Origin of the sequence: Saccharopolyspora mangrovi (assembly GCF_035320975.1) — a bacterium.
GTDB classification, from domain to species: Bacteria; Actinomycetota; Actinomycetes; order Mycobacteriales; family Pseudonocardiaceae; genus Saccharopolyspora; species Saccharopolyspora mangrovi.
On sequence record NZ_JAWLNX010000028.1, the window covers coordinates 29,759 to 56,485 of the forward strand.

Annotated in this window: 24 protein-coding genes and 3 pseudogenes; 9 read left to right on the forward strand and 18 right to left on the reverse strand. The window is 71.5% G+C overall.

Annotation, left to right across the window (positions count from 1 at the left end):
* Positions 1–5: 5 nt before the first annotated feature.
* From R4I43_RS28800 to R4I43_RS34445, 3 genes and pseudogenes are all read right to left on the reverse strand, one after another.
* Complete coding sequence (locus tag R4I43_RS28800) at positions 6–854, reverse strand: acyl-CoA dehydrogenase family protein (RefSeq protein ID WP_324268845.1); 849 nt, start codon at positions 852–854, stop codon at positions 6–8.
* A gap of 74 nt (positions 855–928) precedes the next feature.
* Positions 929–1,204: pseudogene (locus R4I43_RS34440) on the reverse strand (acyl-CoA dehydrogenase family protein); the annotation flags it as partial.
* 81 nt (positions 1,205–1,285) lie between these two features.
* Positions 1,286–1,360: a putative leader peptide gene (locus R4I43_RS34445; protein ID WP_363792279.1), complete on the reverse strand. Its 75-nt coding sequence runs from the start codon at positions 1,358–1,360 to the stop codon at positions 1,286–1,288.
* Positions 1,361–1,495: 135 nt separating this feature from the next.
* Between R4I43_RS34445 and R4I43_RS34450 the strand changes: the two genes are divergently transcribed.
* The 3 genes and pseudogenes from R4I43_RS34450 to R4I43_RS28815 form a co-directional block, all read left to right on the forward strand.
* The gene (locus R4I43_RS34450; protein ID WP_407691331.1) at positions 1,496–1,564 is read left to right on the forward strand and encodes a putative leader peptide; all 69 of its coding nucleotides are present in this window, start codon (positions 1,496–1,498) and stop codon (positions 1,562–1,564) included.
* Positions 1,565–1,613: 49 nt separating this feature from the next.
* Positions 1,614–2,927: pseudogene (locus R4I43_RS28810) on the forward strand (MFS transporter).
* Positions 2,928–2,967: 40 nt separating this feature from the next.
* Positions 2,968–3,360 (forward strand): annotated as a pseudogene (locus tag R4I43_RS28815) (LLM class flavin-dependent oxidoreductase); the annotation flags it as partial.
* Positions 3,361–4,011: 651 nt separating this feature from the next.
* On the opposite strand, the gene R4I43_RS28820 reads toward R4I43_RS28815, so the two are convergent.
* The 5 genes from R4I43_RS28820 to R4I43_RS28840 all read right to left on the reverse strand — a co-directional run bounded on the left by R4I43_RS28820 (position 4,012) and on the right by R4I43_RS28840 (position 9,682).
* Positions 4,012–5,232 carry an acyl-CoA dehydrogenase family protein gene (locus tag R4I43_RS28820; protein ID WP_324268847.1) on the reverse strand — a complete coding sequence of 407 codons (1,221 nt, stop codon included), beginning with the start codon at positions 5,230–5,232 and terminating at the stop codon, positions 4,012–4,014.
* A 28-nt stretch (positions 5,233–5,260) separates the two neighbouring features.
* On the reverse strand, positions 5,261–6,376 hold the full coding sequence (gene sfnG, locus R4I43_RS28825; RefSeq protein WP_324268848.1) for a dimethylsulfone monooxygenase SfnG: 1,116 nt from the start codon (positions 6,374–6,376) through the stop codon (positions 5,261–5,263).
* 110 nt (positions 6,377–6,486) lie between these two features.
* Positions 6,487–7,113, reverse strand: coding sequence for a 3,4-dihydroxy-2-butanone-4-phosphate synthase (locus tag R4I43_RS28830; protein WP_324268849.1), 627 nt, complete (start codon positions 7,111–7,113; stop codon positions 6,487–6,489).
* Positions 7,114–7,132: 19 nt separating this feature from the next.
* Positions 7,133–8,344, reverse strand: coding sequence for an SfnB family sulfur acquisition oxidoreductase (locus tag R4I43_RS28835; RefSeq protein ID WP_324268850.1), 1,212 nt, complete (start codon positions 8,342–8,344; stop codon positions 7,133–7,135).
* A 294-nt stretch (positions 8,345–8,638) separates the two neighbouring features.
* Positions 8,639–9,682 carry a YeiH family protein gene (locus tag R4I43_RS28840; RefSeq protein ID WP_324268851.1) on the reverse strand — a complete coding sequence of 348 codons (1,044 nt, stop codon included), beginning with the start codon at positions 9,680–9,682 and terminating at the stop codon, positions 8,639–8,641.
* A gap of 55 nt (positions 9,683–9,737) precedes the next feature.
* On the opposite strand from R4I43_RS28840, the gene R4I43_RS28845 reads away from it, so the two are divergent.
* The gene (locus R4I43_RS28845; RefSeq protein ID WP_324268852.1) at positions 9,738–10,637 is read left to right on the forward strand and encodes a LysR family transcriptional regulator; all 900 of its coding nucleotides are present in this window, start codon (positions 9,738–9,740) and stop codon (positions 10,635–10,637) included.
* Here R4I43_RS28845 and pabB read toward each other — a convergent pair.
* From pabB to R4I43_RS28860, 3 genes are all read right to left on the reverse strand, one after another.
* Positions 10,572–12,608, reverse strand: coding sequence for an aminodeoxychorismate synthase component I (pabB, locus tag R4I43_RS28850; protein WP_324268853.1), 2,037 nt, complete (start codon positions 12,606–12,608; stop codon positions 10,572–10,574). The two genes, R4I43_RS28845 and pabB, sit on opposite strands and share 66 nt — an antisense overlap.
* A gap of 26 nt (positions 12,609–12,634) precedes the next feature.
* Complete coding sequence (locus R4I43_RS28855; protein ID WP_324268854.1) at positions 12,635–14,122, reverse strand: serine/threonine-protein kinase; 1,488 nt, start codon at positions 14,120–14,122, stop codon at positions 12,635–12,637.
* Positions 14,123–14,247: 125 nt separating this feature from the next.
* Positions 14,248–14,994: a pectate lyase gene (locus R4I43_RS28860; protein ID WP_324268855.1), complete on the reverse strand. Its 747-nt coding sequence runs from the start codon at positions 14,992–14,994 to the stop codon at positions 14,248–14,250.
* Positions 14,995–15,239: 245 nt separating this feature from the next.
* On the opposite strand from R4I43_RS28860, the gene R4I43_RS28865 reads away from it, so the two are divergent.
* Entirely contained in the window at positions 15,240–16,472 is a 1,233-nt protein-coding gene (locus R4I43_RS28865) for an acyl-CoA dehydrogenase family protein (RefSeq protein WP_407691332.1), read from the forward strand.
* Between the two features lies 1 nt (position 16,473).
* Here the strand turns inward: R4I43_RS28865 and R4I43_RS28870 are convergent, their stop codons facing one another.
* Together R4I43_RS28870 and R4I43_RS28875 are read right to left on the reverse strand one after the other, a co-directional pair.
* Positions 16,474–17,364 (reverse strand): diacylglycerol/lipid kinase family protein, encoded by an 891-nt coding sequence (locus R4I43_RS28870; RefSeq protein WP_324268857.1) that lies wholly within the window; start codon positions 17,362–17,364, stop codon positions 16,474–16,476.
* A 123-nt stretch (positions 17,365–17,487) separates the two neighbouring features.
* A complete protein-coding gene (locus R4I43_RS28875) occupies positions 17,488–17,676 on the reverse strand; it encodes a hypothetical protein (protein WP_324268858.1) in 189 nt (62 codons plus the stop codon).
* A 351-nt stretch (positions 17,677–18,027) separates the two neighbouring features.
* On the opposite strand from R4I43_RS28875, the gene R4I43_RS28880 reads away from it, so the two are divergent.
* Both R4I43_RS28880 and R4I43_RS28885 read left to right on the forward strand, forming a co-directional pair.
* Positions 18,028–18,456, forward strand: a complete 429-nt coding sequence (locus R4I43_RS28880; protein ID WP_324268901.1) for a GtrA family protein — start codon at positions 18,028–18,030, stop codon at positions 18,454–18,456.
* A gap of 30 nt (positions 18,457–18,486) precedes the next feature.
* On the forward strand, positions 18,487–19,962 hold the full coding sequence (locus R4I43_RS28885; RefSeq protein WP_324268859.1) for a bifunctional phosphatase PAP2/diacylglycerol kinase family protein: 1,476 nt from the start codon (positions 18,487–18,489) through the stop codon (positions 19,960–19,962).
* 59 nt (positions 19,963–20,021) lie between these two features.
* Here R4I43_RS28885 and R4I43_RS28890 read toward each other — a convergent pair whose 3' ends face one another.
* Positions 20,022–21,071: an NAD(P)-dependent alcohol dehydrogenase gene (locus R4I43_RS28890; RefSeq protein ID WP_324268860.1), complete on the reverse strand. Its 1,050-nt coding sequence runs from the start codon at positions 21,069–21,071 to the stop codon at positions 20,022–20,024.
* A gap of 108 nt (positions 21,072–21,179) precedes the next feature.
* On the opposite strand from R4I43_RS28890, the gene R4I43_RS28895 reads away from it, so the two are divergent.
* Positions 21,180–21,773: a TetR/AcrR family transcriptional regulator gene (locus tag R4I43_RS28895; protein WP_324268861.1), complete on the forward strand. Its 594-nt coding sequence runs from the start codon at positions 21,180–21,182 to the stop codon at positions 21,771–21,773.
* Positions 21,774–21,929: 156 nt separating this feature from the next.
* Here the strand turns inward: R4I43_RS28895 and R4I43_RS28900 are convergent, their stop codons facing one another.
* Together R4I43_RS28900 and R4I43_RS28905 are read right to left on the reverse strand one after the other, a co-directional pair.
* Positions 21,930–22,754, reverse strand: coding sequence for a MerR family transcriptional regulator (locus R4I43_RS28900; protein WP_324268862.1), 825 nt, complete (start codon positions 22,752–22,754; stop codon positions 21,930–21,932).
* Between the two features lie 39 nt (positions 22,755–22,793).
* Positions 22,794–23,240, reverse strand: a complete 447-nt coding sequence (locus R4I43_RS28905; protein WP_324268863.1) for an Rrf2 family transcriptional regulator — start codon at positions 23,238–23,240, stop codon at positions 22,794–22,796.
* A 158-nt stretch (positions 23,241–23,398) separates the two neighbouring features.
* On the opposite strand from R4I43_RS28905, the gene R4I43_RS28910 reads away from it, so the two are divergent.
* Positions 23,399–24,517: an NADH:flavin oxidoreductase gene (locus tag R4I43_RS28910; RefSeq protein WP_324268864.1), complete on the forward strand. Its 1,119-nt coding sequence runs from the start codon at positions 23,399–23,401 to the stop codon at positions 24,515–24,517.
* 1 nt (position 24,518) lies between these two features.
* Here R4I43_RS28910 and R4I43_RS28915 read toward each other — a convergent pair whose 3' ends face one another.
* Positions 24,519–25,628, reverse strand: a complete 1,110-nt coding sequence (locus tag R4I43_RS28915) for an iron-containing alcohol dehydrogenase family protein (protein WP_324268865.1) — start codon at positions 25,626–25,628, stop codon at positions 24,519–24,521.
* Positions 25,613–26,725 (reverse strand): mandelate racemase/muconate lactonizing enzyme family protein, encoded by a 1,113-nt coding sequence (locus tag R4I43_RS28920; RefSeq protein WP_324268866.1) that lies wholly within the window; start codon positions 26,723–26,725, stop codon positions 25,613–25,615. Before R4I43_RS28920 ends, R4I43_RS28915 begins: the two co-directional genes overlap by 16 nt.
* Positions 26,726–26,727: the final 2 nt, after the last annotated feature.

A 26,727-nucleotide genomic window follows, 5' to 3' on the forward strand; every position in this document is an offset into this window, starting at 1 on the left:
CCAGGTCAGCTGACTGTTCCGGGTGTCCACCGGTAGATCGGGTCGGTGCCGTTGATCGCCCAGTCGCCGATGCCGCGCGCCTTGTACAGCACGGGGTTGTGCACCGCGAGGGTGCGCGCGTTGCGCCAGTGCCGGTCGAGGGCGAGTTCGCGGCCCACGATGGACGCGCCGCCGACGTCGAACGACCTGGTGATGGCGCCCAGCACCTGCTCGGCGATCACCACGTGCGCCTGGGAGACCGCGAGCTCGGCCCGGTCCAGTTCCTCGTCGGTGACCTCCCCGGCGCGCTGCGCCGACAGCGCCCGCTGCAGCGGGGTGACGGCGGCGTGCAGGGTGGCCTCGACGGCGGAGTTCGTCGCGTGCAACCCGCCGACGAGTTGCTGCACCAGCGGATCGTCCTTGGGCAGCGCGGCGCTGGCGTGACTGTAGGAGCGGCGGCGTTCCCGCACGAAGCGGGTGACGTCGGCGGCGGCGCTGCGGGAGATGCCGACCAGGCAGCTCAGCAGCACCAGCTGCGCCACCGCGGGCCGCAGCGTGCGCCCCGACTCGCCCACCGCGACGTCGGCCGGGTCGACCGCGACGTCGGTGAACTCGATGGTGCCGCTGCTGGTGGTCAGCTGCCCGAACCCGTCCCAGTCGTCGCGCTGCGCCGCCCCGGGTGCGTCGGCCGGGACGAGGACGCGCACGGACTCGCCGTTCTCGCGTTCGGCCGAGACCTGGATCCAGTCGGCGTAGAGGCTGCCGGTGGTGTAGTACTTCGTGCCGTTGAGCAGCAACCGCCCGCCGCGTTCGGTGAGACGGGTGCTGACCCGACCGACCGCCGCCGATCCGGTCTCGCTGATCGCGTTGCCCACCAGCGCCCCGTCGGGGCCAGCAGCCCGAGCCAGCGCTCCCGCTGCGGCGAATCCTGCTGGTGCAGCACGGTTTCGGTGAACATGATGTGCGCGCGCAGCAGCTGCGGGAAGTTCGGGTCGGCCTCGCCCAGTTCCACCAGCAGCCCGAACAGCTCGTCCAGCGTCAGCCCGGAACCGCCGCGCTCCTCGGGCAGCCGCAGCGTGCTGATGCCGGCTGCGCGCAACCACCGCACCTCCTCGAAGGGCAACCGGCGCTGCCGGTCTCGACCGGCAGCGGTCTCGGCGATGCGGGTGAACAGCGGTCGGAAGGTGGTGATCGCGTCGTGGGACTGCGTGACGGATGCGGTCACAGGATGCTCCTGAGCAGACGTGCCCGGTTTCGGCAACCGGCGAGGTGAGAGTTCCTGCGAGCGCGGGAGAACAGGTGGGGCTCAGGCCGAACAGGACGCCGACGTCACGCGACGCAGGTCGACGTGCAGCCGCACGAACAGCTTCGGTTCATCCACGTTCCCGACCGTGCCAGCCGCCGATCAGCGGTGTCAACGACATTCACGTGCTGGGAAACCACTGGTGGCCGCGGGGCCCTTCTCACTCGGTGGACGACCTTGGCGGGACGCGCCCGGGCGCACATACTTCCGGTCATGGTCCAGCTGGTCGCCCGTCGCCACGTCGACCTCGCGCGCGTGACCGCGGCCGCCTGTCGTCCCTGATCGAAATCGCCTGCACCCCAACGATCTCGACCCAAGGGACGACACAACCATGAGCAGGACTCTGCGCGATCCGGCCACCAAGGCCGGCATCGGCGGCTTCGTCGGCACCACCATCGAGTGGTACGACTTCTACCTCTACGGCACCGCGACGGCGCTGGTGTTCGACCGGATGTTCTTCCCCGACATCAGCCCCACCGCCGGAACGCTGGCGGCCTTCGCCACGTTCGCCGCCGGGTTCGGGGCGCGGCCGGTCGGCGCGCTGGTGGCCGGGCACCTCGGCGACCGCGTCGGCCGCAAGCCGATGCTGGTCGGCTCGCTGCTGCTGATGGGCATCGCCACCCTCGCGATCGGCCTGCTGCCCACCTACGTCCAGGTCGGGCTCGCCGCCCCGGCGCTGCTGGTGACCGTGCGGCTGCTGCAGGGGCTGGCCGCAGGGGCAGAGTGGGGCGGCGCGGCGCTGCTGGCCGTGGAGCACGCCGAGCCCGGCAGGCGCGGCTTCTACGGCAGCCTGGTGCAGGTCGGCTCCCCGGCCGGAATGCTGCTGGCCTCGGGTGGTTTCGCCACCGTGCGCTGGCTGATCGGCAACGAGTCGTTCGACGCGTGGGGCTGGCGGCTGCCGTTCCTGGCCAGCATCGTGCTCATCGCGATCGGCCTGGTCATCCGCGTCAAGCTCGACGACGGCCTGGTGTTCACCGAGGCGCGGGACCGCGACGAGCTCGCCCGGTGACCGCTGCTGGAGGTCGTGCGCACCCAGCAGAAGAACCTCTGGCTGACCGCCGGGATGCGGTTGTCGCAGAACGGCGGCTACACGATCTACACGACCTTCGGCCTGACCTACATAGCCCAGCACTTCGGCACGCACAACAGCGTGGGGCTCACCGCGATCCTGATCTCCTCGGCGCTCGGGCTGATCAGCACGCCCGCGTGGGCGCTGCTGTCGGACCGGGTCGGGCGCAAGCCGCTGTACCTGTTCGGCGCGATCGGCGGCGGGCTGTTCCTGCCCGCCTACTTCCTGGCGGTCGGTTCCGGGTCGCCGGTGCTGGTGGTGCTGGCGGTCGTGGTGGGCATCAACGTCTTCCAGGACGCCATGTACGGACCGCAGGCCGCGTGGTTCAGCGAGCTGTTCGGCACCCGGGTGCGCTACAGCGGCGCGTCCATCGGCTACCAGTTCGGTTCGGTGCTCAGCGGCGGGCTGGCCCCGCTGATCGCGGCGAGCCTGCTCATCGCCGGAGGCGGTCAGCCGTGGCTGATCGTGGTCTTCTACGCGGTGCTGTCGGCGCTCACCGCGGTCTCGGCGTACCTGGCGGCCGAAACGCACCGGCTGCCGGCGCTGTCCGACCGCCCCGTCGCCGTCCCCGCTTGATCGGGGGGCCGGGATGAGACAGCTGCACCTCGGCGTGAACATGTACAACGCCGGGATCCACGCCGCCGCGTGGCGCACCCACGACGACCCGTTCGCCCACCTCGACATCGACTTCTACCGCGACATCGCGCGCACCGCCGAACGCGGAAAGCTGGACGCGGTGTTCCTCGCCGACATCCCAGGCCTGTGGGAAGACCCGCGGGTCCGGCCGACGCTCGGCCTGGAACCGACCGTGCTGCTGACCGCCGTCGCCGCGGCGACCACGCACATCGGCCTGGTGGCCACCGCGTCGACGACGTTCAACGGTCCCTTCAACCTGGCGCGCAGGTTCTCCTCGCTGGACCACATCAGCCGGGGGCGGGCGGCGTGGAACGCGGTCACGACCTACGACCCGACGGTGGCCCCGAACTTCGGGCTGCCGGAGCTGCCCGGCCACGACGACCGCTACGGCCGCGCCGAGGAGTTCGTCGACGTGGTCACCGCGCTGTGGGACGCGTGGGAGGACTCCGCGCTGGTCGGCGACCTCGACCTGGACGCGCCGGTGCCGGAGCACCTGCTGGCCAACCTCGACCAGAAGCGCGGTTCCCGGGGCTTCGCCCGCGCGGTCGCCGGGTACGCCCGGCAGGACGGCCTCACCGCGCGGGAACTCGCCCTGCTGGGCGGCGGTCACCGCTACGCGATCGGCACGCCGGAGCAGATCGCCGACACCATCGAGCACTGGTTCCGCAACGGCGCGGCGGACGGGTTCAACCTCATGCCCGACGTCCTGCCCTCCGGGCTGGAGACCTTCGTCGACCACGTCGTCCCGGAACTGCGCAGGCGGGGGCTCTTCCGCCACGACTACGCGGGAACCAGCCTCCGAGACCACTTCGGACTCCCCCGGCCGCCCAGCCGCTACGAGACCGGCGTCTGGCCCCTGTGCGGTGACGCGGGGGACGACGAAGCGGGGGGGGGGGGGGGGGGGGGGGGGGGCCCCCCCCCCCCCCCCCCGGCGCCCCGGGGACCACGGGGGGGTGGGGGGGCGGGGCGGGGGGGGGGGGGGGGGGCCCCCCCCCCCCCCCCCCCCCCCCGCTTCACGGTCCGGTCACGTGTACCAGGTTGGTTCGGGAACCTCGCCGAGCAATGCGTACCGGCCGACTTCGACCCGCTTGTAGGCCACCGGGTCGTGCAGGCTGTGGGTGCGCAGGTTGCGCCAGTGGAGGTCCAGGCCGACGGAGTTCGACGACGCGCGGGCGCCGGTCAGCTCGAACACCCGGGTGGCGATCTCCAGGCCCACGTCGATGACGCGCTGCTTGGCGGCGGCGATGCGCACCGCCACGGCGCCGCGCTGCTGCTCGGTGAGCGCCTCCCGCTCGGCGTGCAGGAGCTGCGAGATCTCCTCACCCGCCTTGTCCACCAGCGCCTCGGCCGCCCACAGCTTGGCCTGCAGGTCGCCGTAGCCGTCGAGGACGTAGAACTCCTCGCCGGCGGAGTCCTTGTTGTCGCCGCCGTAGGGCCAGGGGCGGGTGTGCCGCGAGGTGTAGGACAGCCCGGTCTCCAGCGCGGCTTGGGCGATGCCGAGGTAGAAGTTGGTGAACACCAGCTGGATGGTGGGCACGTTGAGGGTGTTGTAGGTCAGCGGCTGGAACTGCTTGTCCACGAACCCGGCCGCCGAGGCCCACGGCACGCGGATCCCGTTGATCTGCACGCTGCCGGATTCGGTGAGCCGCTGGCCGAGGTTGTCCCAGTCGTTGCCGTAGACGATCGCCTCCTGCTGGGAGGGCACGATGGCGAAGATGTGCGTGTCGGTGCCCTCCAGCACGCCTTCCAGCACGGTCAGGTCGGAGACCTTGCTGCCGGTGGAGAACGACTTGCGGCCGCGGTAGACCAGCGTGTCGCCTTCGTCGGTGATGACCAGGTCGTCGTCGCGCGGGTTGACCGCGCCGCCGAAGAAGAAGTCGTTGCTGGTGTAGAGCTGCTCGACCTCGGCGATCTGCTCCGGGGTGGCGACCAGCCGCGCGGCCCACGCCCACAGGTAGTGGTAGCCGAGCAGCTGGCCGATCGATCCGTCGCCTTTGGCGACCTCGCGGATGACGCGGTAGGCGGTCTGCCAGGTCTCGCCCGCTCCGCCGTGCTCGCGCGGCCCGAGCAGCGTGACCAGGCCCGATTCCTTGAGCAGCCGGACCTCCTCGTGCGGTGTCTCGTTGGCGCGGTCGCGGGCGAGCGCGGTCTCGGCGAGCACGCCGGCGACCTCACGGGCGCGCTGGACCCAGCCGGAGGTGGTGTCGGGTCGGTCGGTGAAGCGGCGTTGTGCGGTGGCGGTCATGGTTTCTCCTCGTTCCGTGTGCGGGACATCAGCGGACACCGACGGGATCGCCGGTGCGGTCGAGTTCGGCTTCGAGTTCGCGGACGATGGGCAGGACCTTCTCGCCGAAGTGCTCGACGTCTTCGAGGTAGTGCAGGAATCCGAGCAGCAGCAGGTTCGCGCCGCGCTTCTTGTACTCGATGATGCGGTGCGCGATCTGCTCCGGTGTTCCGATCAGGCCGGTGCGGAATCCGTCGTTGTACTGCACGAGATCGGCGAACTCGGAGTCCGCCCACATGCCCTTGCCGTCCGATGTGGAGTTCCCGGCCTGCTGCACGGACTTGCGGAAACCCTCCACCGCACCGACGTCGGCCTTGTCGACGATCTCGCGCAGCACGTCGCGGGCTTCGGCTTCGGTGTCGCGGGCGATGAGGAAACCGTTGAGCCCGAAGCGCACCGAGTGCCCGTTCTCGGCGGCGAACCCGCGGACGTCGGCGACCTGCTCGGAGAAGCCGTCGAAGTCCTTGCCGTTGCTGAAGTACCAGTCCGACACGCGCCCGGCGAGTCTGCGGGCGGCGGTGGAGTTGCCGCCCTGGAAGATCTCCGGGTGTGGTCTGCCGGGCACGTCGTGGGGCGTGGGCCGGAGGCTGAAGTCGTGGATCTGGTAGAAGTCACCGGAGAACTCGAAGTTCGGCTGCGTCCACAGGCCGCGCAGCACGCGGATGAACTCCTCGGTGCGGCGGTAGCGCTCGTCGTGCTCGAGCCACGGTTCGCCGAGGCCGGTGAACTCGTCCTTGAACCAGCCGCTGACGATGTTCACCGCGAACCGGCCCTCGGAGATGATGTCGGCGGTGATCCCGAACTTCGCCAGGATCGCCGGGTGCCACAGCCCCGGGTGGGCGGCGACGATGAGCTTGAGCCGCTCGGTGGCCGTGAGCAGGCCGAGGCTGAACGCGGCCGGGTCGTGCTGCTGCGCGGCCCCGTAGCTGGAGGCGTAGCGCACCTGGCTGAGGGCGTACTCGAAGCCGCTGTTCTCGGCGAGCACGGCGAGCTTCTTGTTGTAGTCGTAGGTGAACTCGGTGCGTTGTTCGATGGTGCTGGTGACCAGGCCACCACTGACGTTGGGGACCCAGTAGGCGAACTTCAGCGGTTCGTTGACCGGCATGCGAGCTGCTCCAATGCGAGCGGAAGTTGGGCAGGCGGGATCGACGCACGTGAACCACGCGCGTTGCGGACGGGAACCCCCTGGTTGTCAGGGGTTTTTTCAGCGCTGGGTCAGCGACACGACTGCGCGCCGACGCGCGCGAGGTCGACGTGCCGCCGCTCGGTGAGTTCCGAGGCCGGCACGGCGGGCAGGCCGTGGTCGGCGGCGAAGGAGCGGAGCTCGTCCCCGGTGGCCATGCGGGTCTCATCGGCCGGGCTGACCAGGTGGGCGAACACCGCGGCAGGTGCGTTCCCGGACAGCGTCACCAGCCGCAAGGCGGCCTGGGCCAGCCCAGCGCGCGGGGAGTCGAGGTCGACGGCGATGGGCACCAGGTGCCCGGGGCGGGTCAGGTCGGCGGCCACGGCACTCGGATCGGCGAGCACGCGCGCGGCCCGCGCGCGGTCGGCCGCGGAGATGCCGGTGCTCACCCCGACCGAGGCGTCGACCGTCACGCACGCGATCACCCCGGTGTCGCGCCGCGCCCGGGGCGCGATGGGCGGCAACGACAGCTCGTCGCAACGGTTTTCGGGCAACGCCACGCACAGGAAGCCGGAGGAGTGCCGGACGGCGAACGCGGTGTTGTCGATCCCGGCGCGGTCGGCGGCGAACACGATCCCGCCCTCCTCGCCGGCCCCGTGCACGACCACGGCCTGCCCGGCGTCGATGGCCGACACCACGTCCTGCTCTTCGATCAGCATGAGGGGTCCTCGTTTCGGGTCAGATCTGGCCGTGCCGGGGCGGGAGCGTGCCGTTGAGCGCGTACCGGCCGACGTGCTGGATCTTCCAGCGCACCGGGTCGTGCAGCGTGTGGGTGCGGGCGTTGCGCCAGTGCCGGTGCAGGTTGGTGGAATCGAGGCTGGAACGCGTGCCGGAGACCTCGAACAGCGCGTTGGTCAGCTCGATGGCCGTGCCGTCGGCGAACGCCTTCGCCGCGGCCACCGCGATGGAGGCGGCCCCGGCGGAGTCCTCGGTCAGCTCGGCGCGGGCCTCATCGATGGCCGAACCCGCCTTCTCCAGCAGCGCTTCGGCGGCGCGCAACCGGATTGCCAGTTCGCCGAAGCGCTGCACGGTCAGCGGGTCTTCGGCGGCGGTGTCCACGCCCGCCTCACCCCACGGACGGCTGCGGGTGCGGACGAACTCGGCGGCGTCGGCCAGCGCTCCCCCGGCGATGCCCACGTCGATCGAGACGTGCAGGGCTTGGGCGAGCGCGCCGTGCAGCTGCGGGCGCTGGAAGGTCAGGTGGTGCGGCACGACCCGATCCGCGGGCACCCGCACCCGGTCGAGTTCGACGGTGCCGCTGGCGGTGGTGCGCTGCCCCATGCCCGCCCAGTCGTCGATCACCGTGAGGCCCTCGGCGTCGTGCGGCACGTAGGCGACCTGGAGGCGGTCGGCGTCGTCCTTGGCCAGCACCGGGATCCAGTGCGCCAGCAGCGCACCGGTGGAGTAGCCCTTCTTGCCGTGCAGCACGAAATCGCCCGCGCCGCTGGGCCTCAGCCTCGTCTGGATGTCCTGCACCGTCCGACTGCCGGTCTCGGACTGGGCGTTGCCGAAGCGCTTGCCCGCCAGCAGTTCCGCGAAGAAGAACTCCTTCTGCTGCGGTGTTCCGCTCTCCCGCAGCACGTTGACGTAGGCGAAGTGGCTCTGCGGGATCTGCGCGATGTTCGGGTCGGCGGCGGCCAGCAGCCGGAACACCTCCAGCAGGGTGCGGGTTCCGACATCGGCACCACCGTGCTCGGCGGGAACAGTCGCGGCCAGCAGGCCGCTGGCCGACAGCTCGTCGAGCTCGGCGCGCGGGATGCGGCGTTGTCGATCGCGGTCGGCGGCCTCCACCGCGAAGGAATCGGCCAGGCGGCGGGCCTGCGCCAGCACATCGGCGTCGCCGCGGAGCACGGCGGCCACCGAAGCGGGCGCGGTTGAAGTGGTTGCCATCGAGGGCTCCTCGAACCGGGGTGGCGAAAAACGGCGCGCGGCAGCACGAAACGGGCACGACGACGCCGGATGAGAGGGGAGGAAAGGAAGAGGCTGACGATCAGCGGACGCGACACGCCTGCGCGGCCACGCGAACCAGGTCGACGTGGCGGCGCTTGGTCAGCAGATCCGCAGCGAGCACGCACTCATGCCACCAGCGTCCACGACCGGTGTCAACAACCGGATCAACGATCTCACCCTGCGGACGCCAGAGCGTGCGGCGAAGCCGCGTTCTCCTTCGCAGCCCAGCAGTCCCTAGCTCAGCAGGCCCATCGTCGTGGTCGCCAGCGTCGTCACCAGGATCGTGGAGCAGGTGCCCAGGGCGAAGGCGCGCGGGCCGGTGCGCATCAGCGCGGCGACGCGGACCGTGGTGCCGAGGGCGAACAGCGCGGCCGTCAGCAGCAGCGTGGTCACCGGCTTGGCGAGGTCCAGCGCGAGCTCGGGCAGCACACCGCTGCTGCGCGCGGCCACCGCGACGAGGAAGCCGACGACGAACAGCGGCATGATCGGCGGACGTCGCTTGCCTGCCCCGCGCCGCTGCAGCAGGCTGACCGCGGTCACCAGCGGGGCCAGCAGCACGACGCGGCTGAGCTTGACCACCACCGCGATCGCCACCGCCGACGCGCCCAGCGGCGACGCGGCCGCCACCACCTGCGCCACCTCGTGCACGCCGGCACCGGCGATGCGGCCGGCGAGATCACCGCCGACGCCCGTCTGCGCGAAGGTCACCGGGAGCGCGACCATCGCGATGGTGCCGAACACCGTCACCATCGCCACGCTGGTCGCCACGTCCTCGTCCTCGCGGTCCACGACGCCCTCCACGGCCGCCACCGCGGAGGCACCGCAGATCGAGAACCCCGTCGCCACCAGCATCGACAGGCCTCGCGAAACCCCCAGCACCCGGCCCAGCCACACGGTGCCGGCGAAGGTGGCCACGACGGTGATCAGCACGGCCAGCACCGTGCCCCAGCCCAGCCCGACGAGCTGCCCGACGCTCAGCTGCAGCCCGAGCAGCACCACGCCGGCGCGCAGCGGCTTGCGCGCCACCCAAGCCAGACCGGGCCGGACGGCCTCGGGCTGTCGCGGCAGGTTCCCGACCACGGCACCGAGCACGACCGCGACGGTCAGCGCGCTCAGCGCCGGGACCTGCGACGACACCGCCATCGCCACCGCGACGGCCGCTGCGGTGAGCGCGAGTCCCGGAAGCAGGGCGGAATCGGTGCTGGTCAGCGTCTTCACACCGATCAGGTTCGCCGACCTCGCACCCACCCGGTAGCCGTCACCCGCGCAGGTCGTCATAGCCGAGTGGAATGCCCAGCTCCCACGGACCGGGTCGAAGACCTACCCTTCGGGCATGACCGCACCCGACTCGGAATCGCTGCGGCTGCTGGTGCTGGTAGGCGAACTGGGCAGCATCGGTGCGGCCGCCGCCGAGCTGCGCATCAGCCAGCCCTCGGCCAGCAAGCGCCTCAACCGGCTCGAACGGCAGCTCGGCCTGGCGCTGCTGGAACGCACCAGGCAGGGCTGCACCACCACCCCGGCCGGGGAGATGGTGTGCGGCTGGGCCCGCGAGGTCCTCGCGCACGTCGACGGGCTGATGAACGGGGCCCGGGCGCTGCGCGCCCAGCAGGAGTCCAAGCTGCGGGTGTCGGCGAGCATGACCGTCGCCGAGTACCTGGTGCCGCGCTGGATCGGCCAGCTGCGCGAAGCCCTGCCCGAGGTCCACCTGGAACTCGACGTCACCAACTCCGCCGCCGTCGCCGACGCCGTCCGGCACGGCCACGCCGACCTCGGCTTCATCGAAGCGCCCGACCCGCCCGAGGGCGTCTCGGTGCGCTACGTGACCGGCGACCGCATGGTCGTCATCGTCCCGCCCGAGCACCCCTGGACCCGGCTGCGACGGCCGCTGACCCCCAGCGAACTGGCCGCGACCCCGCTGATCGTGCGCGAACACGGCTCGGGCACCCGCGAGAAGCTCTACCGCGCGCTGTCGGAAGTCGGCGCGACCCCGGTGGCCCCGCTGCTGGAGCTGCGCTCCACCACGGCCGTGCGCAACGCCGTCGTCGCCGGCGCCGGTCCCGCGGTGCTCAGCGTCTTGGCCGCGGCCACCGATCTGGCCGAGAACCGGCTCGTGGAGGTCCCGGTGAGCGAGCTGGACCTGCGGCGGCCGCTGCACGCCGTCTGGCGCTCAGGCCTTCAGCTCACCGGCCCGGCCGCGGCCCTGCTGGCCACCGCCATGCGCGCGCCCGGGTGACGGGAGCGCGCGCGTGGGCGCGGCGGCCTTGAGCAGCATCTCCTCGAACTCGGCCGCTGGATCGGAGTCCAGCACGATCGCACCGCCCGCACCGACCTGCCACCGGCCGTCGACCAGCACCATCGTGCGGATGACGATGTTGAGGTCGGCCACCCCCGAGCAACCCAGGTAGCCGATCGCGCCGGAGTACACGCCCCGGGCGCGGTCCTCGATCTCGCCGATGAGCTCCAGCGTGCGGGGCTTCGGCGCACCGGTCATCGACCCGCCGGGGAAGCACGCGCGCACGCAGTCGATCGCGTCCTGCTCCTCGCGCAGCGACCCGCGGATCGTGGAGACCAGCTGGTGCACGGTCTCGTAGGACTCCACCGCCATCAGCTCGGGCACGTGCACCGAATCCACCGCGCACACCCGGCCGAGGTCGTTGCGCATCAGGTCGACGATCATCAGGTTCTCGGCCCGCGTCTTGGGATCGGCCGCCAGCTCCCGGCGGATCCGCGCGTCCTCCTCGGGTTCGCTGCCGCGCGGAGCGGTCCCCTTGATCGGCTTGGCCTCCACGACCCGGTCCGGGGTGACCTTGAGGAACCGCTCGGGCGAGGAGCAGGCGATCTCCACCCCGCCGAAGCGCAGGAAGGCCGAGTACGGCGCGGGGTTCCGGCGGCGCAGGCGGCGGTAGGTCTCCAGGGCGGTTTCGGCGGCCGGCAGCTCGGCGGAGTTGGTCAGGCAGATCTCGTAGCTCTCGCCCGCCAGCAGGAGCTGCTTGCACCTGAGCACGTCTCGCACGTGCTCGGCGCGATCGCGGGCCAGCGCGGACTCCACCGGGACGGGCTCGACGTCATCGGGTTCGGCGAGCTCCGGTGCCCGGGACAGCAGCGCGGCCGTGCCCGCCAGCCAGTCGACCGCCTCGGAGCGGTCGCCTTCGCTCAGCGCGACCAGGTAGGTGCGCTGCCGCAGGTGGTCGACGGCGACGAACCGGTCGGCGAAGATCCACGCCGCGTCCGGGGTCGGCGAGCGGTGGCGGTTGGGCGAACCGCAGTCGGCCTTGAGCTCGTAGCCGAAGTAGCCGACGTAGCCCCCGGTGAAGTCGAACGGCAGGGGCGGCGCCTCGATCTCGCAGCGCTGCAGCTCCCGCTGCAACCGGTCGAGGACCGGCTCGTCACCGGAACCCACCCGGTAGACCAGGGTTTCGCCGAGCGGACCGGAATCGTCGCCGAGGAACGAGAAACGCGACAGGCCGGCCTCGACCCGGGAGCTGTCCAGCCAGAACGCGTTCTCGGACCGGGAGAACAGCTGCGCGAACGCGGATTCGGCGTCCACCGCCCCCTCCAGCTCCACGACATTCGCGCGGAACCGGCGCTGCGCCGGCACTTCTCGAACCGGCCGCACCGGCGGCGCGGGGCTTCGGCCCGGGGTGAGGTCGCGGAAGTTGGCGAGCAACCTCTCGCCGTGCTCGGATTCGACCGACTCCGGGTGGAACTGCACGCCCCAGCGCGGCAACCGCCTGTGCCGCAACGCCATCACCACGCCGTCCTCGGCGCGGGCGGTCACCAGCAGCTCCTCGGGGACGGGCTCGGCCACGCACAGCGAGTGGTAGCGCACGGCCCCGAACTCGGCGGGGATCCCGGCGAACATCGCGTCGCCGTCGTGGGTGACGCGGGTGCGGTGACCGTGCCGCGCGGCCGGGGCGGGCACCACGCTCGCGCCCTCGCTGACCGCCAGGCCCTGGTGTCCCAGGCACACGCCCAGCACCGGAACGGTGGCCCTGGCCAGCACCTCGGCGCAGATGCCGAAGTCCCGGGCGCGCTCGGGGGTGCCGGGACCGGGCGAGAGGACGACGTTGTCGTAGGCGTCGAGGTCGAGCGCCCCGGTCGCATCGTTGGTGACCACGTGCGGCTCGCAGCCGTTCACCCGGGCCAGCAGGTGGAACAGGTTGTAGGTGTAGGAGTCGTGGTTGTCGATCAGCAGCGTGCGCACGACTCGGCCTTCCCGTTCACGACCGGTCAGTTGTCCTCGCCCTTCTTGTCCTCTTCGCCCTTGCGGTCCTCGTTGCCCTTGTTCTCGTCCTTCTTGCCCTCCTCCTTCTCGCGGGGAGGCTCGACGCGGGCCGGTGGCGGCGGGGGCGGAGGCGGAGCGCTGGTCGAGGAGTTCAGGATCGCGTCGGATTCGATCTTCGGCTGCTGCGCACCGCGCAACCCGAGCTGGTGGAGCTCGGTGATGCGGGTGCCGTCGGGCATGACCAGCTCGACGGTCACGCGGACGACGCCAGGACCGCTGGCTTGGGGAGGCTCGACGACCCGGACGTCGGCGACGCTCGACCAGAAGCCCTCGTAGCCCGCGCGCCCCTGCGCCTGCAGACCGGTGCCCAGCCGCGTCCACGCGTTGCCCGGGTGTTCGGGCAGCAGCGCGTAGTAGTCGGAGACGACCCGTTCGAGCTCCGCGGGCGCGGCCGCCTGCTCCTTCGGCTGCTCCTGGCCACCGGAGGGCAGCAGGACCGCCAGCAGGACCAGCACCACCGCGGCGGCGCCGGCGGCCAGGTAGATCCAGCGCCGGGACCGTCGCGGGCTGCGCACCGGGACGTTGTCCAGGCGCGTTCCGCCGCCGGGCGCGGCGGCGGCCACCGCCGAGATCGGCTGGGTGTGGTCGGGCTCGGGCAGCGGCGAGGGCGCCCCGGAGACCACGGCCTGCAGCGCCTCGCTCGCCTGCGCGGGCGTGGGCCGCTGCGCCGGGTCCACCTGCAGCATCCGGGCCAGCACGGGTGCCAGCACGCCCGCCATCTGCGGCGGGCGGAACTGCCCGGCCGCCACCTCGTGCAGCAGCGCGATCGAGTTCGTCGCCTCGTCCCCGAAGGGAGGGATGCCCTCGACCGCCGCGTACAGCGTGGCGCCCAGCGAGTACACGTCCGAGGCCGGTGTGGGCGCGTGCCCCCGGGCGACCTCGGGCGACAGGTAGGCGGGCGTGCCGGCGATGACTCCGGTCCGGGTGACCGCGATGTCGTCGGCGGCGTGCGAGATGCCGAAATCGGTGATCTTGGTGGTGCCGTCGTCGCCGAGCAGGAGGTTGCCCGGCTTGATGTCGCGGTGGGTGATCCCGGCCGCGTGCGCCGCGTCCAGGGCCGCAGCGGCCTGCGCCCCCATGCTCGCCACCGCGCCCGGCGTCATCCGGCCCTTCTCCGCCAGCACATCGGCGAGGCTGCGGGAGGGCAGGTACTCCATGATCAGCACGGGGAAGCCGTCGTGCTCGGTCACGTCGTGCACGGCCACCGCGTTCGGGTGGTGCAGGCGCGCGGCGATGCGGCCCTCGCGCATCGCGCGCTGCCGCGCTTCCTCGGCGACCTCGGGACTGGCTCCCTCGGCCGCGCTGAGCTGCTTGACCGCGACCGGGCGCTGCAGCAGCTCGTCGGAGGCCAGCCACACCACGCCCATGCCGCCGCTGCCCAATCGCCGCTCCAGCCGGTACCGGCCGGCGAGCAGCGCGCCCACCTCTGTCACACGAAGCCCTTCCGCTCGAACGCCCCGACCAGGCTAACCCGTGCGGATGAGCGGACCCGGACCCCCGGCCAACTTCACAGCAGTTGACCAGGGGAAACGTGGACTTGTGGAGTCCAGTGCTCCGGTTATTCGTAGCGGATCGCAGCCGGGTCGTAGCGGCACTGCTCGCTGGGGCCACTTCCGGTCTCGGTGGGCTCACCGTCGGTGACGCCCTCGTACCAGGTGCACACGTCCATCTCCCGGTCACCGACGATCGTGATGTCGGTGAAGGTCGCGGTGTCGCCGTAGTTGACGTTGATCCCGGCCAGGCTGGTGCCCGGCGCCATCGCGGTGATGTTCTCCAGCTGCACGTGCCGGGTCTGCGGGTTGGTGTCGCAGTTGCCGCACGCGCGGTAGAGCTTGCCGAAGTCGTTGACCGCGAAGTTCCGGATGATCATCGTCCCGAGGCCGTTGTGCTGGAACACCTTGTCGTCGGCCGCGCTGGCGCTGCCGCCCTCGATGGTCATCGTCGCCGCCGGGTCGGTGGCGAGGAAGGTCGCCGCGTCCTCCCCGACGTCCTCCCACACGACGTTGCGCAAGGTGCAGGAGCCGAGGCAGTGCACCCCGTCGGCGGCCGGCGCACCGATGACCACGTTGGACAGGGTCGCGCCGTCGGCGAGTTCGAACATCGCCGGCTGCCCCTCCCCCTGACCGCCCTCGCCCAGGTCACCCGCCCCGAAGTAGCGGTCCCCGCTCCCGTCGAAGGTCTCGCCCGCACCGACCTGGATCGTCGCCTCCACCGGCACGTCGGCCGCAGCGGCGACGCCCACGCCGCTGCCGATCCCCACCGCGGCCAGCACGACACCGACCGTGGACAACGCTTTCCAATTCATCGTCAACCTCCGCAGGACGAGAAGAAAGGGCTTTCCCAACACGCTAGGAGCAGAACTCCCGGAAACAACACTCCAACCGGAGCAAACCTCGCGAACACCGGCTCATCGCCGAACGCGGCACGGACTTCGCACCCGCGCACCCACCCCGGCCCCTGATCGCGGAGGCGCTATCGTGCGTGGCGTCGTGGCGTTTTCGCTTCGCCGGCGGTCAGGTCGGACGCCGGGGCCCGGACTCCTCGGAGGGGATGGCCTTGATCAGCAACGAGATTCCACGCTGGGCCGATCAGCCCAGACCGTCGACCGCCGAAGAGTGGATCGCGAGAGGCCGTGCGGTCGCCCGAGTTCTCGCCGCCGACGCCGTGGAGCGCGACCGGGCCGGTGCGCCTCCGACCGCGGAAGTCCGCCTGCTCAAGGAATCCGGACTCGTGACCCTGCTGGGTCCGGCGGAGCACGGCGGCGCCGAGCAGCACTGGACCACCGCCTGCCGGGTGGTGCGCGAGGTCGCCGCGGGCGACGGTTCGATAGGCCAGCTGCTGGGCCACCACTACGTGTGGGCGTGGGCGATGCGGCTGGTCGGCACGCCCGAACAGATCGCCGAGGTCGACGAGCTCTACACCCGCAACGAGCACTTCTTCGGCGGCGTGGTCAACCCGCGCGACAACGACCTCATCGTCTCCGACGAGGGCGAGGCGCTGGTCTACCGCGGCAAGAAGTTCTTCTCCACCGGCGCCAAGGTCTCGGACCTGCTGGTGCTGGAGGGAACCCTGGAACCCGGCGGGCGCAGCGTGTTCGCGGTCGTGCCGTCCCGGCAGGACGGGATCACCTTCGGCGACGACTGGGACAACCTCGGCCAGCGGCTCACCGCCTCCGGCAGCGTGGAGATCACCGACGTCCGGGTGCCGTGGTCGGCGGCGGCCGGGTACGTCGACAAGCGTTACCGCTCTTCCGCTTTCAGCACCCTGCACGTGCCGGCGCTGCACCTGGTGTTCGCCAACTTCTACCTCGGCATCGCCCAGGCGGCGCTGCGCGCGGGCGTCGCCTACACCCGGCGGCACACCCGGGCCTGGCCCTACGGCGGCGAGGGCAAGAACTCCGGTGCCGAGGAGTTCTACGTCCTGGAGGGGTACGGCGACCTGCAGTCGAAGCTGTGGGCGGCGGAGACGCTCACCGACGCCGCCGGGGCGAACCTGGCGCAGCTGCTGCACGCCGACCGCGAGTCGGTGACGCGCGAGAACCGGGGCCGGGCAGCGGTTCTCGTCTCCGCGGCCAAGCAGCGGGCGATCGACGCGGGCCTGGAGACCGCCAACCGGGTCTTCGAGCTCACCGGGGCCCGCGCCACCGCGAACTCGGTCGGCATGGACCTCCACTGGCGCAACCTGCGCACCCACAGCCTGCACGACCCGGTGGCCTACAAGCGCGTCGAGGTCGGCAGGTACGCGCTGCTCGGCGACCTGCCGACCCCGTCGGCCTACACCTGAGCTACTCGGGAGCCTCGCCGTCGGCCCAGGTGCGCGGCGTGACGACGTGCAGCGCGTTGCGCGCGACCTTGAAGGTCTGCGGCGTGCTGGAGACGACCTCGCCGTCGATGTTGATCGGCTGCGGCTCGTCGGTGACGATCTCGACCGCACGGGTGCGGAACTGCTCGACCTGGTCGTTCGGCTCCCCGGTCTTGAGCCCGCGCACCACGCCGGCGAGCTGGCTGATGTTGCCCTGCCGGAGAACGGTGATGTCCAGCGCGTTGTCGTCGATGCCGGAGTCGCTGGCGGCGAGCTGCCCGCCGCCGAAGTAGCGGCCGTTGGCGACCGAGACCTGCAGCAGCTTGCCGTACTCGCGGTCCTCGTGGTCGCCGTCGGGGAAGCGCAGCTTCGCCGCGAACGGCCGGTGCTTGAGGAACGCCTTGGCGGTGGCCACCGGGTAGGCCAGCGGACCGACGTAGCGCTTCAGCTGAGGCGACATGGCCTGCGCGACCTCCGCGCCGATGCCCACCGAGGCCCGGTTGACGTAGTAGTTGTCCCCGCACAGCCCGAGGTCGACGTCGACGATGTGGCTGCCGAGGATGGTCTGGCAGGCACCGTCGAGGTCGTCGGGGATGTGCATGGTGCGGGCGAAGTCGTTCGCCGTGCCCAGCGGGAGCAGCGCGAGCGGGACGTCGCGGTGCGCGAGGCAGTCGACCACCGAGCTGACGCTGCCGTCTCCCCCGCCGACGATGATCAGGTCGTGGCCGCTCTTGGCCGCCGAGTCGACGGTCTCGACCAGCCGGGACGGGTCGTGCAGCGGATAGGTGGCTCCCAGGGGCACGCCGAGCTCGCGCAACCGGTCCAGGGCGTAGGCGTAGGCCTTGCCCCCGGTGCGCGAGTGCACGTTGACCACCAGGGCCGCTTTGGTGACAGGCCGCTCGATGCGAATGATCCGCCTCCTGCGAAGTTCGAGGACACCGATGGCGTCCTTTCTACCTCCGCCAGGTCGCGGACCGCACCCCATGGGGGTGTCGCGTCAGGCGCGGGCGCCGACGTCGGCGGTGACGACGCCGGTGGAGATCAGGCGGCGCTTGGCTCGGCGGGTGCCCCACGGGCCGTGCAGGGCGATCATGTCGGACGGGACCGGACAGGTGCGCCCGCCTTCGGCGATCCGGGTGAGGCCGGACTCCGGGCGGGGCTGGGCGTGCTTGGACACAGTTCTCACCAGCGAAAAGTAGGTAAAGAGCACAATTTGGGCAGGAGAGCACGCGCTGCCGGGATCAATTATGCGCCATCCGATGTCGATCTTCACGGCGGGGTCGTTGAACGGCGAACGGCCGGGCGAACTTCTTTCGCAATCCTTTGTGGACTGATCTGGTCCGCCCTCCGGCACACCGATTTCGAATTGGTTTCACTTTCCACTGAAGCAATAGGCGCCACCATCACGCGCCGGACGCCCCCTCGACGGGTCGCGTTCACCCCGGCATGCCATCGTTGCGGCATGACCGCCGGGCAGAAGGCCGAGCCGAACGCACCGCAGTCCACGCCCGACCTCGGGCAGCGGTTCCACACCGCGATGGAAGCCGTGACGCGAAGACTCCCCTTCGGGCTCTCGCGCGTCGTGGCACCCAGCTTCTTGGGCTTCGCGCTGATCAACGGCTCCACGTTCGCCTTCGACCTGCTGCTGCTCACCCTGTTCCGCAGCGCGCTGCACTGGCCGGTCCCGGTGGCCTTCACCGTCGCCTACCTGATCGCCTTCGCGCTGAGCTTCGTGCTCAACCGGGCGCTGAACTTCCGCTCGCACGCTCCCGTCGGACCGCAGGCGGTGCTCTACGCGGTGGCGATCCTGATCAACTACCTGGCGTTCATCCTCGGGCTCGGCAGCGGCCTGGCGGCGCTGGGCCTGCAGTACCACGCCTCGCGGATCATCGCGGGCCTGTGCGAGGCGGTCTACATGTACAGCGTGATGCGCTGGGTGATCTTCCGGGACACCGACGGGCGGTGAGCACCGGCCGCGCGGGCTAGGGTCCTCGACGTGCTGAGCTGCGTGCGCGGGGTGGTCCGCCGGCTGAAGTCCGCCGACCACGACTTCGTGCTGCGCTCCGCCTCGTGGCCGCGCAGCACCGCCGATCCCGCGCTGCGCGGGCTCACCCACCTCGCCGACCACAGCAAGCTGTGGCTGGGCGTGGCCGCGGTGCTGGCCACCAGGCACGGACGGCTGCGGCGAGCGGCCCTGCGCGGGACCAGCGCCATCGCGTTCACCAGCGCGGTGACCAACGGGATCGGCAAGCCGCTGCTCCCCCGCCGCCGACCGGCGGCGAACCTGCTGCCCGCGCGGCGCAGGCTCAGCGCACCGCCCTCGTCGTCGTCCTTCCCGTCCGGTCATGCCGCGTCGGCCGCCGCGTTCACCGCGGCCGCGTCGATGGAGGCGCCGGAACTGGGACTGGCGCTGCTGCCGCTGGCCGGGGCGGTCGCGTACTCCCGCGTGCACACCGGGGTGCACTGGCCGACCGACGTGCTCTTCGGCGCCGCGATCGGCACCGCGGTGGCGGTGGCGACCAGCCGGTGGTGGCCGGTCCGGCCTTCGACTCCCGGCATCGCGCGTCCGAGCACGCGCACGGTCGCGGTCGAGGACGGCGAGGGCCTGGTCCTGCTGGTCAACCCCTCCTCGGGCGATCCCGCCCGCGACCCCTCGGCCGAACTGGCCGAGCTGCTGCCGCGCGCTGAGCTGGTGCACCCGGTGCCCGGCAGCGACCTGACCGAGCGGCTGCACGCCCACCTCGACACCACCGGCGAGGCCAAGGCCCTCGGTGTGGCCGGAGGTGACGGCAGCGTCGCGGCGGCAGCGGCCGTGGCGGCGGTGCGCGGGCTGCCGCTGCTGGTGGTGCCCGCCGGGACGTTCAACCACTTCGCGCGCGACCTCGGGGTGACCAGCGCCGTCGACTCGGTCCAGGCGCTGCGCACCGGCTCGGCGGTCAACGTCGATCTGGGAACGGTGCTGGTCGACGACCTCCCGCAGCAGTGGTTCGTCAACACCGCGAGCCTGGGCGGCTACCCGGACATGGTGCGGCTGCGCGCGAAGTGGGCGCAGCGCTGGGGGAAGTGGCCGGCCGGAGCCGCGGCCCTGGTGCGGGTGCTGGCCAGGGCGGAGCCGATCCCGGTGCGGATCAACGGGATTCGGCGCAAGATCTGGCTGTTCTTCGCCGGCAGCAACGGCTACCAGCCCAAGGGGCTGGCCCCGACCTGGCGGCCCCGGCTGGACACGGGGGTGCTCGACGTCCGCTACATCCGCGCGGACCTGCCGTTCTCGCGAACCCGGTTCGTCGCGGGCGCGATCACCGGGGCGCTGTTCCACAACCGCGCCTACGTCCAGGAGGAGCGCGACCGGGTCCTGGTGGAGGTGCTCGGCTCACCGGTGGCGCTGGCCCGGGACGGCGAGGTGTCGTTGATGGGCAACGTCTTCGAGTTCGCCGCCCGCGACGGAGCGCTGCACGTCTACCGCCCGGAGTGAACGATCCCGGGGGCGCCGCGTCCCGCGTTCGGCGCCCCCGGGATCTCCGCGATCGTTCGTCAGGCGCCGATGGTGGCGGTGTCGATGACGAAGCGGTAGCGCACGTCGCTGCCGGTGACGCGCTCGTAGGCGGTGTTGACCTGGTCGGCGGAGATGGTCTCGATCTCCGCGCCGATGCCGTGCTCGGCGCAGAAGTCCAGCATCTCCTGGGTCTCGGCGATGCCGCCGATCATCGAGCCGGCCAGCGACTTGTTGCCGCCGATCAGCGAGAACGCGCTGTAGGACAGCGGCGTGCCCGGCGCACCGACGTTGACCATCGCGCCGCCGACGCGCAGCAGCCCCAGGTAGGAGTCGATCGGCAGCTCGGCCGAGACGGTGTTGAGGATCAGGTCGAAGCGACCGGCCAGGGTCTGGAAGGTCGACTCGTCGCTGGTCGCGTAGTAGTCCTTCGCACCGAGCTTGAGGCCGTCCTCCTGCTTCTTCAGGCTCTGGCTGAGCACCGTCACCTCGGCGCCCATCGCCGCGGCCAGCTTGACCGCCATGTGGCCGAGTCCGCCCAGGCCGACGACGGCGACCTTCTTGCCCGGACCCGCACCCCACTGGCGCAGCGGCGAGTAGGTGGTGATGCCGGCGCACAGCAGCGGCGCGGCGACGTCGAGGCCGATGCCCTCCGGGATGCCGCAGACGAAGGCGTCCTTGACCACGACCTGCTGGCTGTACCCGCCGTAGGTGTTCTCGCCGTCGAAGCCGACGCCGTTGTAGGTCTGGACGTTGCCCTTGACGCAGAACTGCTCGGTGCCCGCCTGGCAGTACTCGCACTCGCCGCAGGAGTCGACCATGCAGCCGACGCCGACGCGGTCGCCGACCTGGTACTTGGTCACCTCGGAGCCGACGGCGGCGACGGTGCCCGCGATCTCGTGGCCCGGCACCATCGGGAAGATGGCGGTGCCCCAGTCCTCGCGGGCCTGGTGGATGTCGCTGTGGCAGATGCCGGCGTAGGCGATGTCGATCAGCACGTCGTCCGGGCGCAGGTCACGTCGCGTGATCGTCGTCTGCTCCAGGGGTGCCCCCGGGGACGGAACGGCGATAGCGTTCGTGATCGTGCTCATGAACCCTCCAAGGAACAGCTTGTGCACACGCTCTCGATGTAAGAGCCTCCTTACATCGAGACGTAAGAGGGGTCTTACATATTCCGATCGGGAGCTGTGATCCAGGACATGGGCAGCAAGTACCACCACGGCGATCTGCGCGCCGAACTCGTGCGCGTCTCGCTGAAGCTGATCGCCGAGCGGGGCGTCGACGGCTTCTCGGTCGCCGAGGTGGCCCGCCGCGCCCAGGTCAGCCCCGGTGCGCCCTACCGGCACTTCCCCGACCGGGAGAGCCTGCTGGCCGGGGTGGCCACCGAGGTCGCCCGCCAGCTGGCCGACGAGGTCGAGCAGGCCGCCGCCGAGCAGGCCGACCCGGTCGAAGGCCTGGCCGCGGCAGCGGGCACCTACACCGGTTACCTGATCCGCCAGCGGGTCGGCATGGACCTCATCAACGCCGACGTCCTGCAAGGCCCCCGCTACGCCGAGCTCCACGACCAGACCCGGCGCCTCACCGACCAGTTCCTGCTCCGCACCATGTCGGTGGCCGCCCCGGCCGACGCCCTGGAGCTGATGGAGCAGCTGTTCACCCAGGCCCACGGCTACGGCGCGTTCTGGCTCAACGGGGTCTTCACCAAGCACGGCTACACCCCGGAGCTCGTGGTCGAGAAGTCCGCCCGGGCAGCCCGCGTGGCCGTGGAGGGCTACCGCCACACCACCGCCTGACCACCACCGCCCCCGACCGGTCACCCCCATGACCGGATTTCAATGGAAATCGCAACCCCGATTTCCATTGAACTCGTGATTCTGATCTCCATTGAAATCCGGGTTCGGGCCGCGGGAGCCGGGGTGGACCGCGGCAGTGCCCGCTGGGGGGTTCGCTCACGTGTGGACGGCGCGGGCCAAGTAGAGGCGCATGGCCCGGTGCTGGGCCGGGGAGAACTGCGGGGCCTCGGAGGTCATGGCTTGGATCGCCAGGGCCTTGACCTCGGGATCCGGGGCTTCTTCGGGTGCGAGGTCGCTCCAGAGGGCGTCGCCGTCGATGCCTGCCGCGAGCTCCGCGCGCCGGACCGCCTCGGCGAGTTCGACCTGGTCGCGGACGCACTCCTCGACCCTCGGGTCGTCGGGGTCGGCCGTGGCCAGGTGCTCGTAGTGGTCGGTGACGCGGTCGGTCAGCGCCCGCAGGTGCTCGTCGGTGGCGGCGAGGTTGTCGGTGGCGGCCTGCAGCACGGCGCGCTGCGGGCCGAACGCCTTCTCCACCAGCAGCAGCATGTCCCGCTGCTGCTCGCCCGGAACGCCTGCGAGCCGGCGCATCCGCGAGACCTGCTCGGTCTCGCTGCCGACCTCGCCGATCAGCGCCGGCGCGCCACCGGCGGCGCGCACCAGGCGCAGCGACTCGCGCTGCCGGGCGATCCGCGCCTCCTGCTCGGCCAGTTCCCGCTCGACGCCGTCGAGCAGTTCCTCCAGCCCGGTGGCACCGTCGGCGACGTCCTTGATCTGAGCCAGGCTCAGGCCGAGGTCGGCGAGCTTGCGGATCCACAGCAGGCGCGCGATCGCGGAGGTCCGGTAGACGCGCCGTCCGGCGGAGTCGCGTTCGGCCTCGCCCAGCAGCCCGACCTGGTGGTAGTGGCGGATGGTGCGGGGCGAGACGTCGGCGAGCTCGGCGACCTGGCCGATGGTCAGCGGCGTGTGCTGCAGCGGGTTCATGGCCAGCAGCCAACCAGTTGACGTCGCGTCAACCGCAAGTCATCGCCGCGCGGGTTCGGCGTCGAGGGCGCGGATCTCGCGGACGCTGTCGGCGAGGGTGCGGTCGCCGAGGGAGGTCAGCACGGCTCGTTCGGCTTCGGCGGTGAGGTTGGCGAAGAACTCGCCGGTGCGGGCGGCGACCATGCACACGTGCTCGCCGTCGGGCGAGCGCGCCCACAGCGGCTTGTCGCCGACGGCGCAGCGGTAGATCTCGGCGAGGGTGATCTCCTCGGCCGGTCGGCCCAGCCTGGCACCGCCGCCACGACCCTTGGTGCAGATCACCAGGCCTTCGCTGTGCAGCGGGACGAGGAGCTTGCGCACGAGGCTGGGGTTGGTGCTCAGCTCCTCGGCGAACTGGGTGGAACTGCGGACCTCGGAGCCCTCCTCGGCCGCGATGGCCAGCCGCATCATCACTTGGAGCGCGCGGCAGAACCGGATGTCGAGCACGTCTTCCACCTCCGTCCGCAGGTCAGGCCGCAGTCTAGCAACGCAACCATAATAGCGACTGTCACAGTTGCAGTTTCCTGAATCGAATATGTACCTTTGTCTTGCACACTTCAGCTCCGGGACGTCACGCCTGGAACGCAGGACAGGAGATCATCGCTGTGAGCAGTCGCGCTTCGCAGGCACTGGCCCGCCCGTTCACGCTCGGTTCCGCCGAACTGCCCAACCGCATCGTCATGGCGCCGATGACCCGCACCATGTCCCCGGGCGGCATCCCCGGCGAGGACGTCGCCGCCTACTACGCGCGCCGCGCCGCCGCGGGCACCGGGCTGATCATCACCGAGGGCACCTTCGTCGACCACCCGTCGGCGGGCATGAGCTCGCGCGTCCCCCGCTTCCACGGCGAGGAGCAGCTGGCCGGCTGGTCGCGCGTGGTCAAGGCCGTGCACGCCGAGGGCGGCAAGATCATGCCGCAGCTGTGGCACGTGGGCATCCAGCGCCCGGCCGGTGCCGGTCCGTTCAAGGACGCCCCGGTCGTCGGCCCGTCGGGCATCGGCCTCGACGGCGCGCCGGGCGCCGGTTCGCCGCTGACCCTGACCGACATCGACGACCTGATCAACGCCTTCGCCGAGGCCGCCTGGGCCGCCGAGCGCATCGGCTTCGACGGCATCGAGCTGCACGGCGCGCACGGCTACCTGATCGACCAGTTCCTGTGGGAGCGCACCAACAAGCGCACCGACGCCTACGGCGGCGACCACGTCGAGCGCACCAAGTTCGCCGCGGACATCGTCAAGGCGGTCCGCGAGCGGGTGTCCCCCGACTTCCCGGTCGTGCTGCGCTTCTCGCAGTGGAAGGCCCACAACTACGACGCCAAGCTGGCCGAGGACCCCGACGAGCTCGCCGACATCCTCGCGCCGCTGGCCGACGCCGGCGTCGACGCCTTCCACGCCTCGGGCCGCCGCTACTGGGAGCCGGAGTTCCCCGAGTCCGGCTCGGAGCTCAACGTCGCCGGGTGGGCCAAGAAGCTCACCGGCAAGCCGGTCATCACCGTCGGCTCGGTCGGGTTGGACGCGATGTTCGAGCCGGAGACGCTGGGCACCAAGGGCGCCTCGGTGGAGAGCATCGAGCGGCTGCTGGAGCGCTTCGAGCGCGAGGAGTTCGACCTGGTCGCGGTGGGCCGCGCGCTGCTCGCCGACCCGCAGTGGTCGGAGAAGGTGCTCGCCGACCGGCAGCACGAGCTCGTTCCGTTCGCCAAGGACGCGCTCGACACCCTCCACTGATTCAGTAGACGGCCTCCAGCAGTTCGAGGATCTCGCGTTCCTCCGGCAGGCGCGGCGCGTTGCGGGTCACCGCGTCCGACGCCGCGCCTGCCGCGATCGCGGGCAGCTGCTCCCGGTGCACGCCGAGCTCGCGCAGCGGTTTCTTGATCTCCAGCGCCGCCCCGATCCCGGCCACGGCGCCGATCGCGTCGGCGGCACCGAGGGCGGCCGCGGTGGTCGCGTAGGCGCGGTCGGCCTCGGCGGCGCTGAAGGCCATGACCTCCTCCGCCACCGCGGCCAGCGCCACGCCGTGCGGGATCCCGGCCTGGGCGGTCAGGGCGTGGCCGATGCCGTGGACCAGGCCCAGCCCGGACAGCGTCAGCGCGTGCCCGGCCAGGTGCGCGCCGAGCAGCACCTCGGACCGGGCGTCGAGGTCGGTTCCGTCCCGGTAGGCGGTGGGCAGCGACCGGCCGAGCATGGTGATCGCCTGCGTCGCGGAGGCCTGCGAGAACGGGTTGGCGCCCCGCGAGGCCAGCGACTCGACGCCGTGCACGAGCGCGTCGAAACCGCTGGCGGCGGTGATGGCCGGCGGCAGGCCGACGGTGAGCTCCGGGTCCAGCACGGCGATGCGCGGGCGGACCGACGAGTGTCCGATGTAGACCTTGCAGCGCCGGCAGGGGTTCTCGACGACGCCGAAACCGTTTGTCTCCGCGCCGGTTCCGGCCGTCGTGGGCACCGCCACCAGCGGAAGTCCGTCGAGCGGGTCGGCGGGTGGGTCGGACGCGGTCGCATCGGGGTTCGCCGCCAGCAGCGCGATCCCCTTGGCGGCGTCCAGGGCCGAGCCGCCGCCGACCGCGAGGACCACCGCCCGGCCGAACTCCCGCAGCCGGGCCGCGCCACGATCGACCTCGGAGACCGGCGGGTTGGGGCCGATGTCCTCGTGCACGACGTGCTCGACGTCGCCGAGCATCCGCTCGATCCGCCCCACGATCCCGCTGGCCCGCAGCTCTCGGTCGGTCACGACGAAAACCCGTTCCTCGCCGAGTGATTCGATGAACCCGGGCAGTTCCGCGAGCACCCCGGGGCCGAACTCCACCCGCCCTGCCGCTGCCACGCTCAGCCGATCCGACACCGCTGCACGGCCTCCTCGTCCAGTTCGACGCCCAAGCCCGGCCGTTGCGGCACCTCCAGCTCACCGGAGGCGTTGACCCGCACCGGCTCGGCGAGCATGAAGTCGCGCCGCTCCGGCGTCCAGCCCGGCGGGTCGTAGGGGTACTCGAAGAACGGTCCGCCGCCGACACCGGCCGACACGTGCAGGTTCGCCAGCAGCCCGATGCCGTTGGTCCAGCTGTGCGGCGTGAACGCGCGGTGCTTGTGCTGCGCCAGCTCGGCCAGCGTCCGCGCCCGGTGCATGCCCACGGCCAGCACCACGTCCATCTGGTAGACGTCCAGCACGTCCTGCTCCAGGTAGGACAGGAGTTCCGGGACGGAGTGGTGCATCTCCCCCGCCGCGATCCGCACGCCCGGGTTGTCCGCCCGGAGCCGCCGGAACCCGTCGGCATCGGGGTACGGGAGGGGTTCTTCGACCCAGAAGACGTCCAGTTCGGACAGCCGCCGGACCAGCCTTCGGGTGGCCGTGAGGTCGGTGGCGTCGGCGGTGTCACCGGCCATCCGCCACGACTGGTTGAGGTCGACCATGATCGCGAACTCGGGCCCCAGCGCGTCCCGGACGGCCGCGACCGCGGCGATGCCCTCCTCGGTGCGGTCCCGATCGATGCGGATCTTCATCGCCCGGAACCCGGATTCGCGCACCTGCCAGGCGACCTCGACCCGCTCCTGCGGCGACTTGAGCTCGGCGGTCGAGGCGTAGGCGGGCAGCGAGCGGGCGGCACCGCCGAAGAGGTTCGCGACCGGCAGGCCCGCGACCTTGCCGACGACGTCCCACAGCGCCGCCTCCAGCGGCCAGAACCGGCCGCCGTGGAAGTTCGCCGTCTCGATCGCCCGCACGTGCCGGACGATGTTGAGCGGATCCTGCCCGACGAACAGGTCCCGGACGGCCTCGAAGCCGTCCATCGCATCGCCGGAGCCGATGCCGGTGATCCCCTCGTCGGTGTGGACCCGGACGAGGGTGGCGTCGAAGTGCCCGCGCGGGTCGGGATCCCACGCCGCGCGCAGCGGCGGGTCGAGCTCCAGGCGGAGCCGGTCCAGGGTGATGTCGACGATCTGCATGG

Bases quoted from the DNA above. Each gene is read 5' to 3' on its own strand.
- R4I43_RS28820 (WP_324268847.1), bottom strand. From the start codon at position 5,232: ATGACCGCCACCGCACAACGCCGCTTCACCGACCGACCCGACACCACC.
- sfnG (WP_324268848.1), bottom strand. From the start codon at position 6,376: ATGCCGGTCAACGAACCGCTGAAGTTCGCCTACTGGGTCCCCAACGTC.
- R4I43_RS28830 (WP_324268849.1), bottom strand. From the start codon at position 7,113: ATGCTGATCGAAGAGCAGGACGTGGTGTCGGCCATCGACGCCGGGCAG.
- R4I43_RS28835 (WP_324268850.1), bottom strand. From the start codon at position 8,344: ATGGCAACCACTTCAACCGCGCCCGCTTCGGTGGCCGCCGTGCTCCGC.
- R4I43_RS28840 (WP_324268851.1), bottom strand. From the start codon at position 9,682: ATGACGACCTGCGCGGGTGACGGCTACCGGGTGGGTGCGAGGTCGGCG.
- R4I43_RS28845 (WP_324268852.1), top strand. From the start codon at position 9,738: ATGACCGCACCCGACTCGGAATCGCTGCGGCTGCTGGTGCTGGTAGGC.
- R4I43_RS28860 (WP_324268855.1), bottom strand. From the start codon at position 14,994: ATGAATTGGAAAGCGTTGTCCACGGTCGGTGTCGTGCTGGCCGCGGTG.
- R4I43_RS28865 (WP_407691332.1), top strand. From the start codon at position 15,240: ATGGCCTTGATCAGCAACGAGATTCCACGCTGGGCCGATCAGCCCAGA.
- R4I43_RS28880 (WP_324268901.1), top strand. From the start codon at position 18,028: ATGGAAGCCGTGACGCGAAGACTCCCCTTCGGGCTCTCGCGCGTCGTG.
- R4I43_RS28890 (WP_324268860.1), bottom strand. From the start codon at position 21,071: ATGAGCACGATCACGAACGCTATCGCCGTTCCGTCCCCGGGGGCACCC.
- R4I43_RS28895 (WP_324268861.1), top strand. From the start codon at position 21,180: ATGGGCAGCAAGTACCACCACGGCGATCTGCGCGCCGAACTCGTGCGC.
- R4I43_RS28900 (WP_324268862.1), bottom strand. From the start codon at position 22,754: ATGAACCCGCTGCAGCACACGCCGCTGACCATCGGCCAGGTCGCCGAG.
- R4I43_RS28920 (WP_324268866.1), bottom strand. From the start codon at position 26,725: ATGCAGATCGTCGACATCACCCTGGACCGGCTCCGCCTGGAGCTCGAC.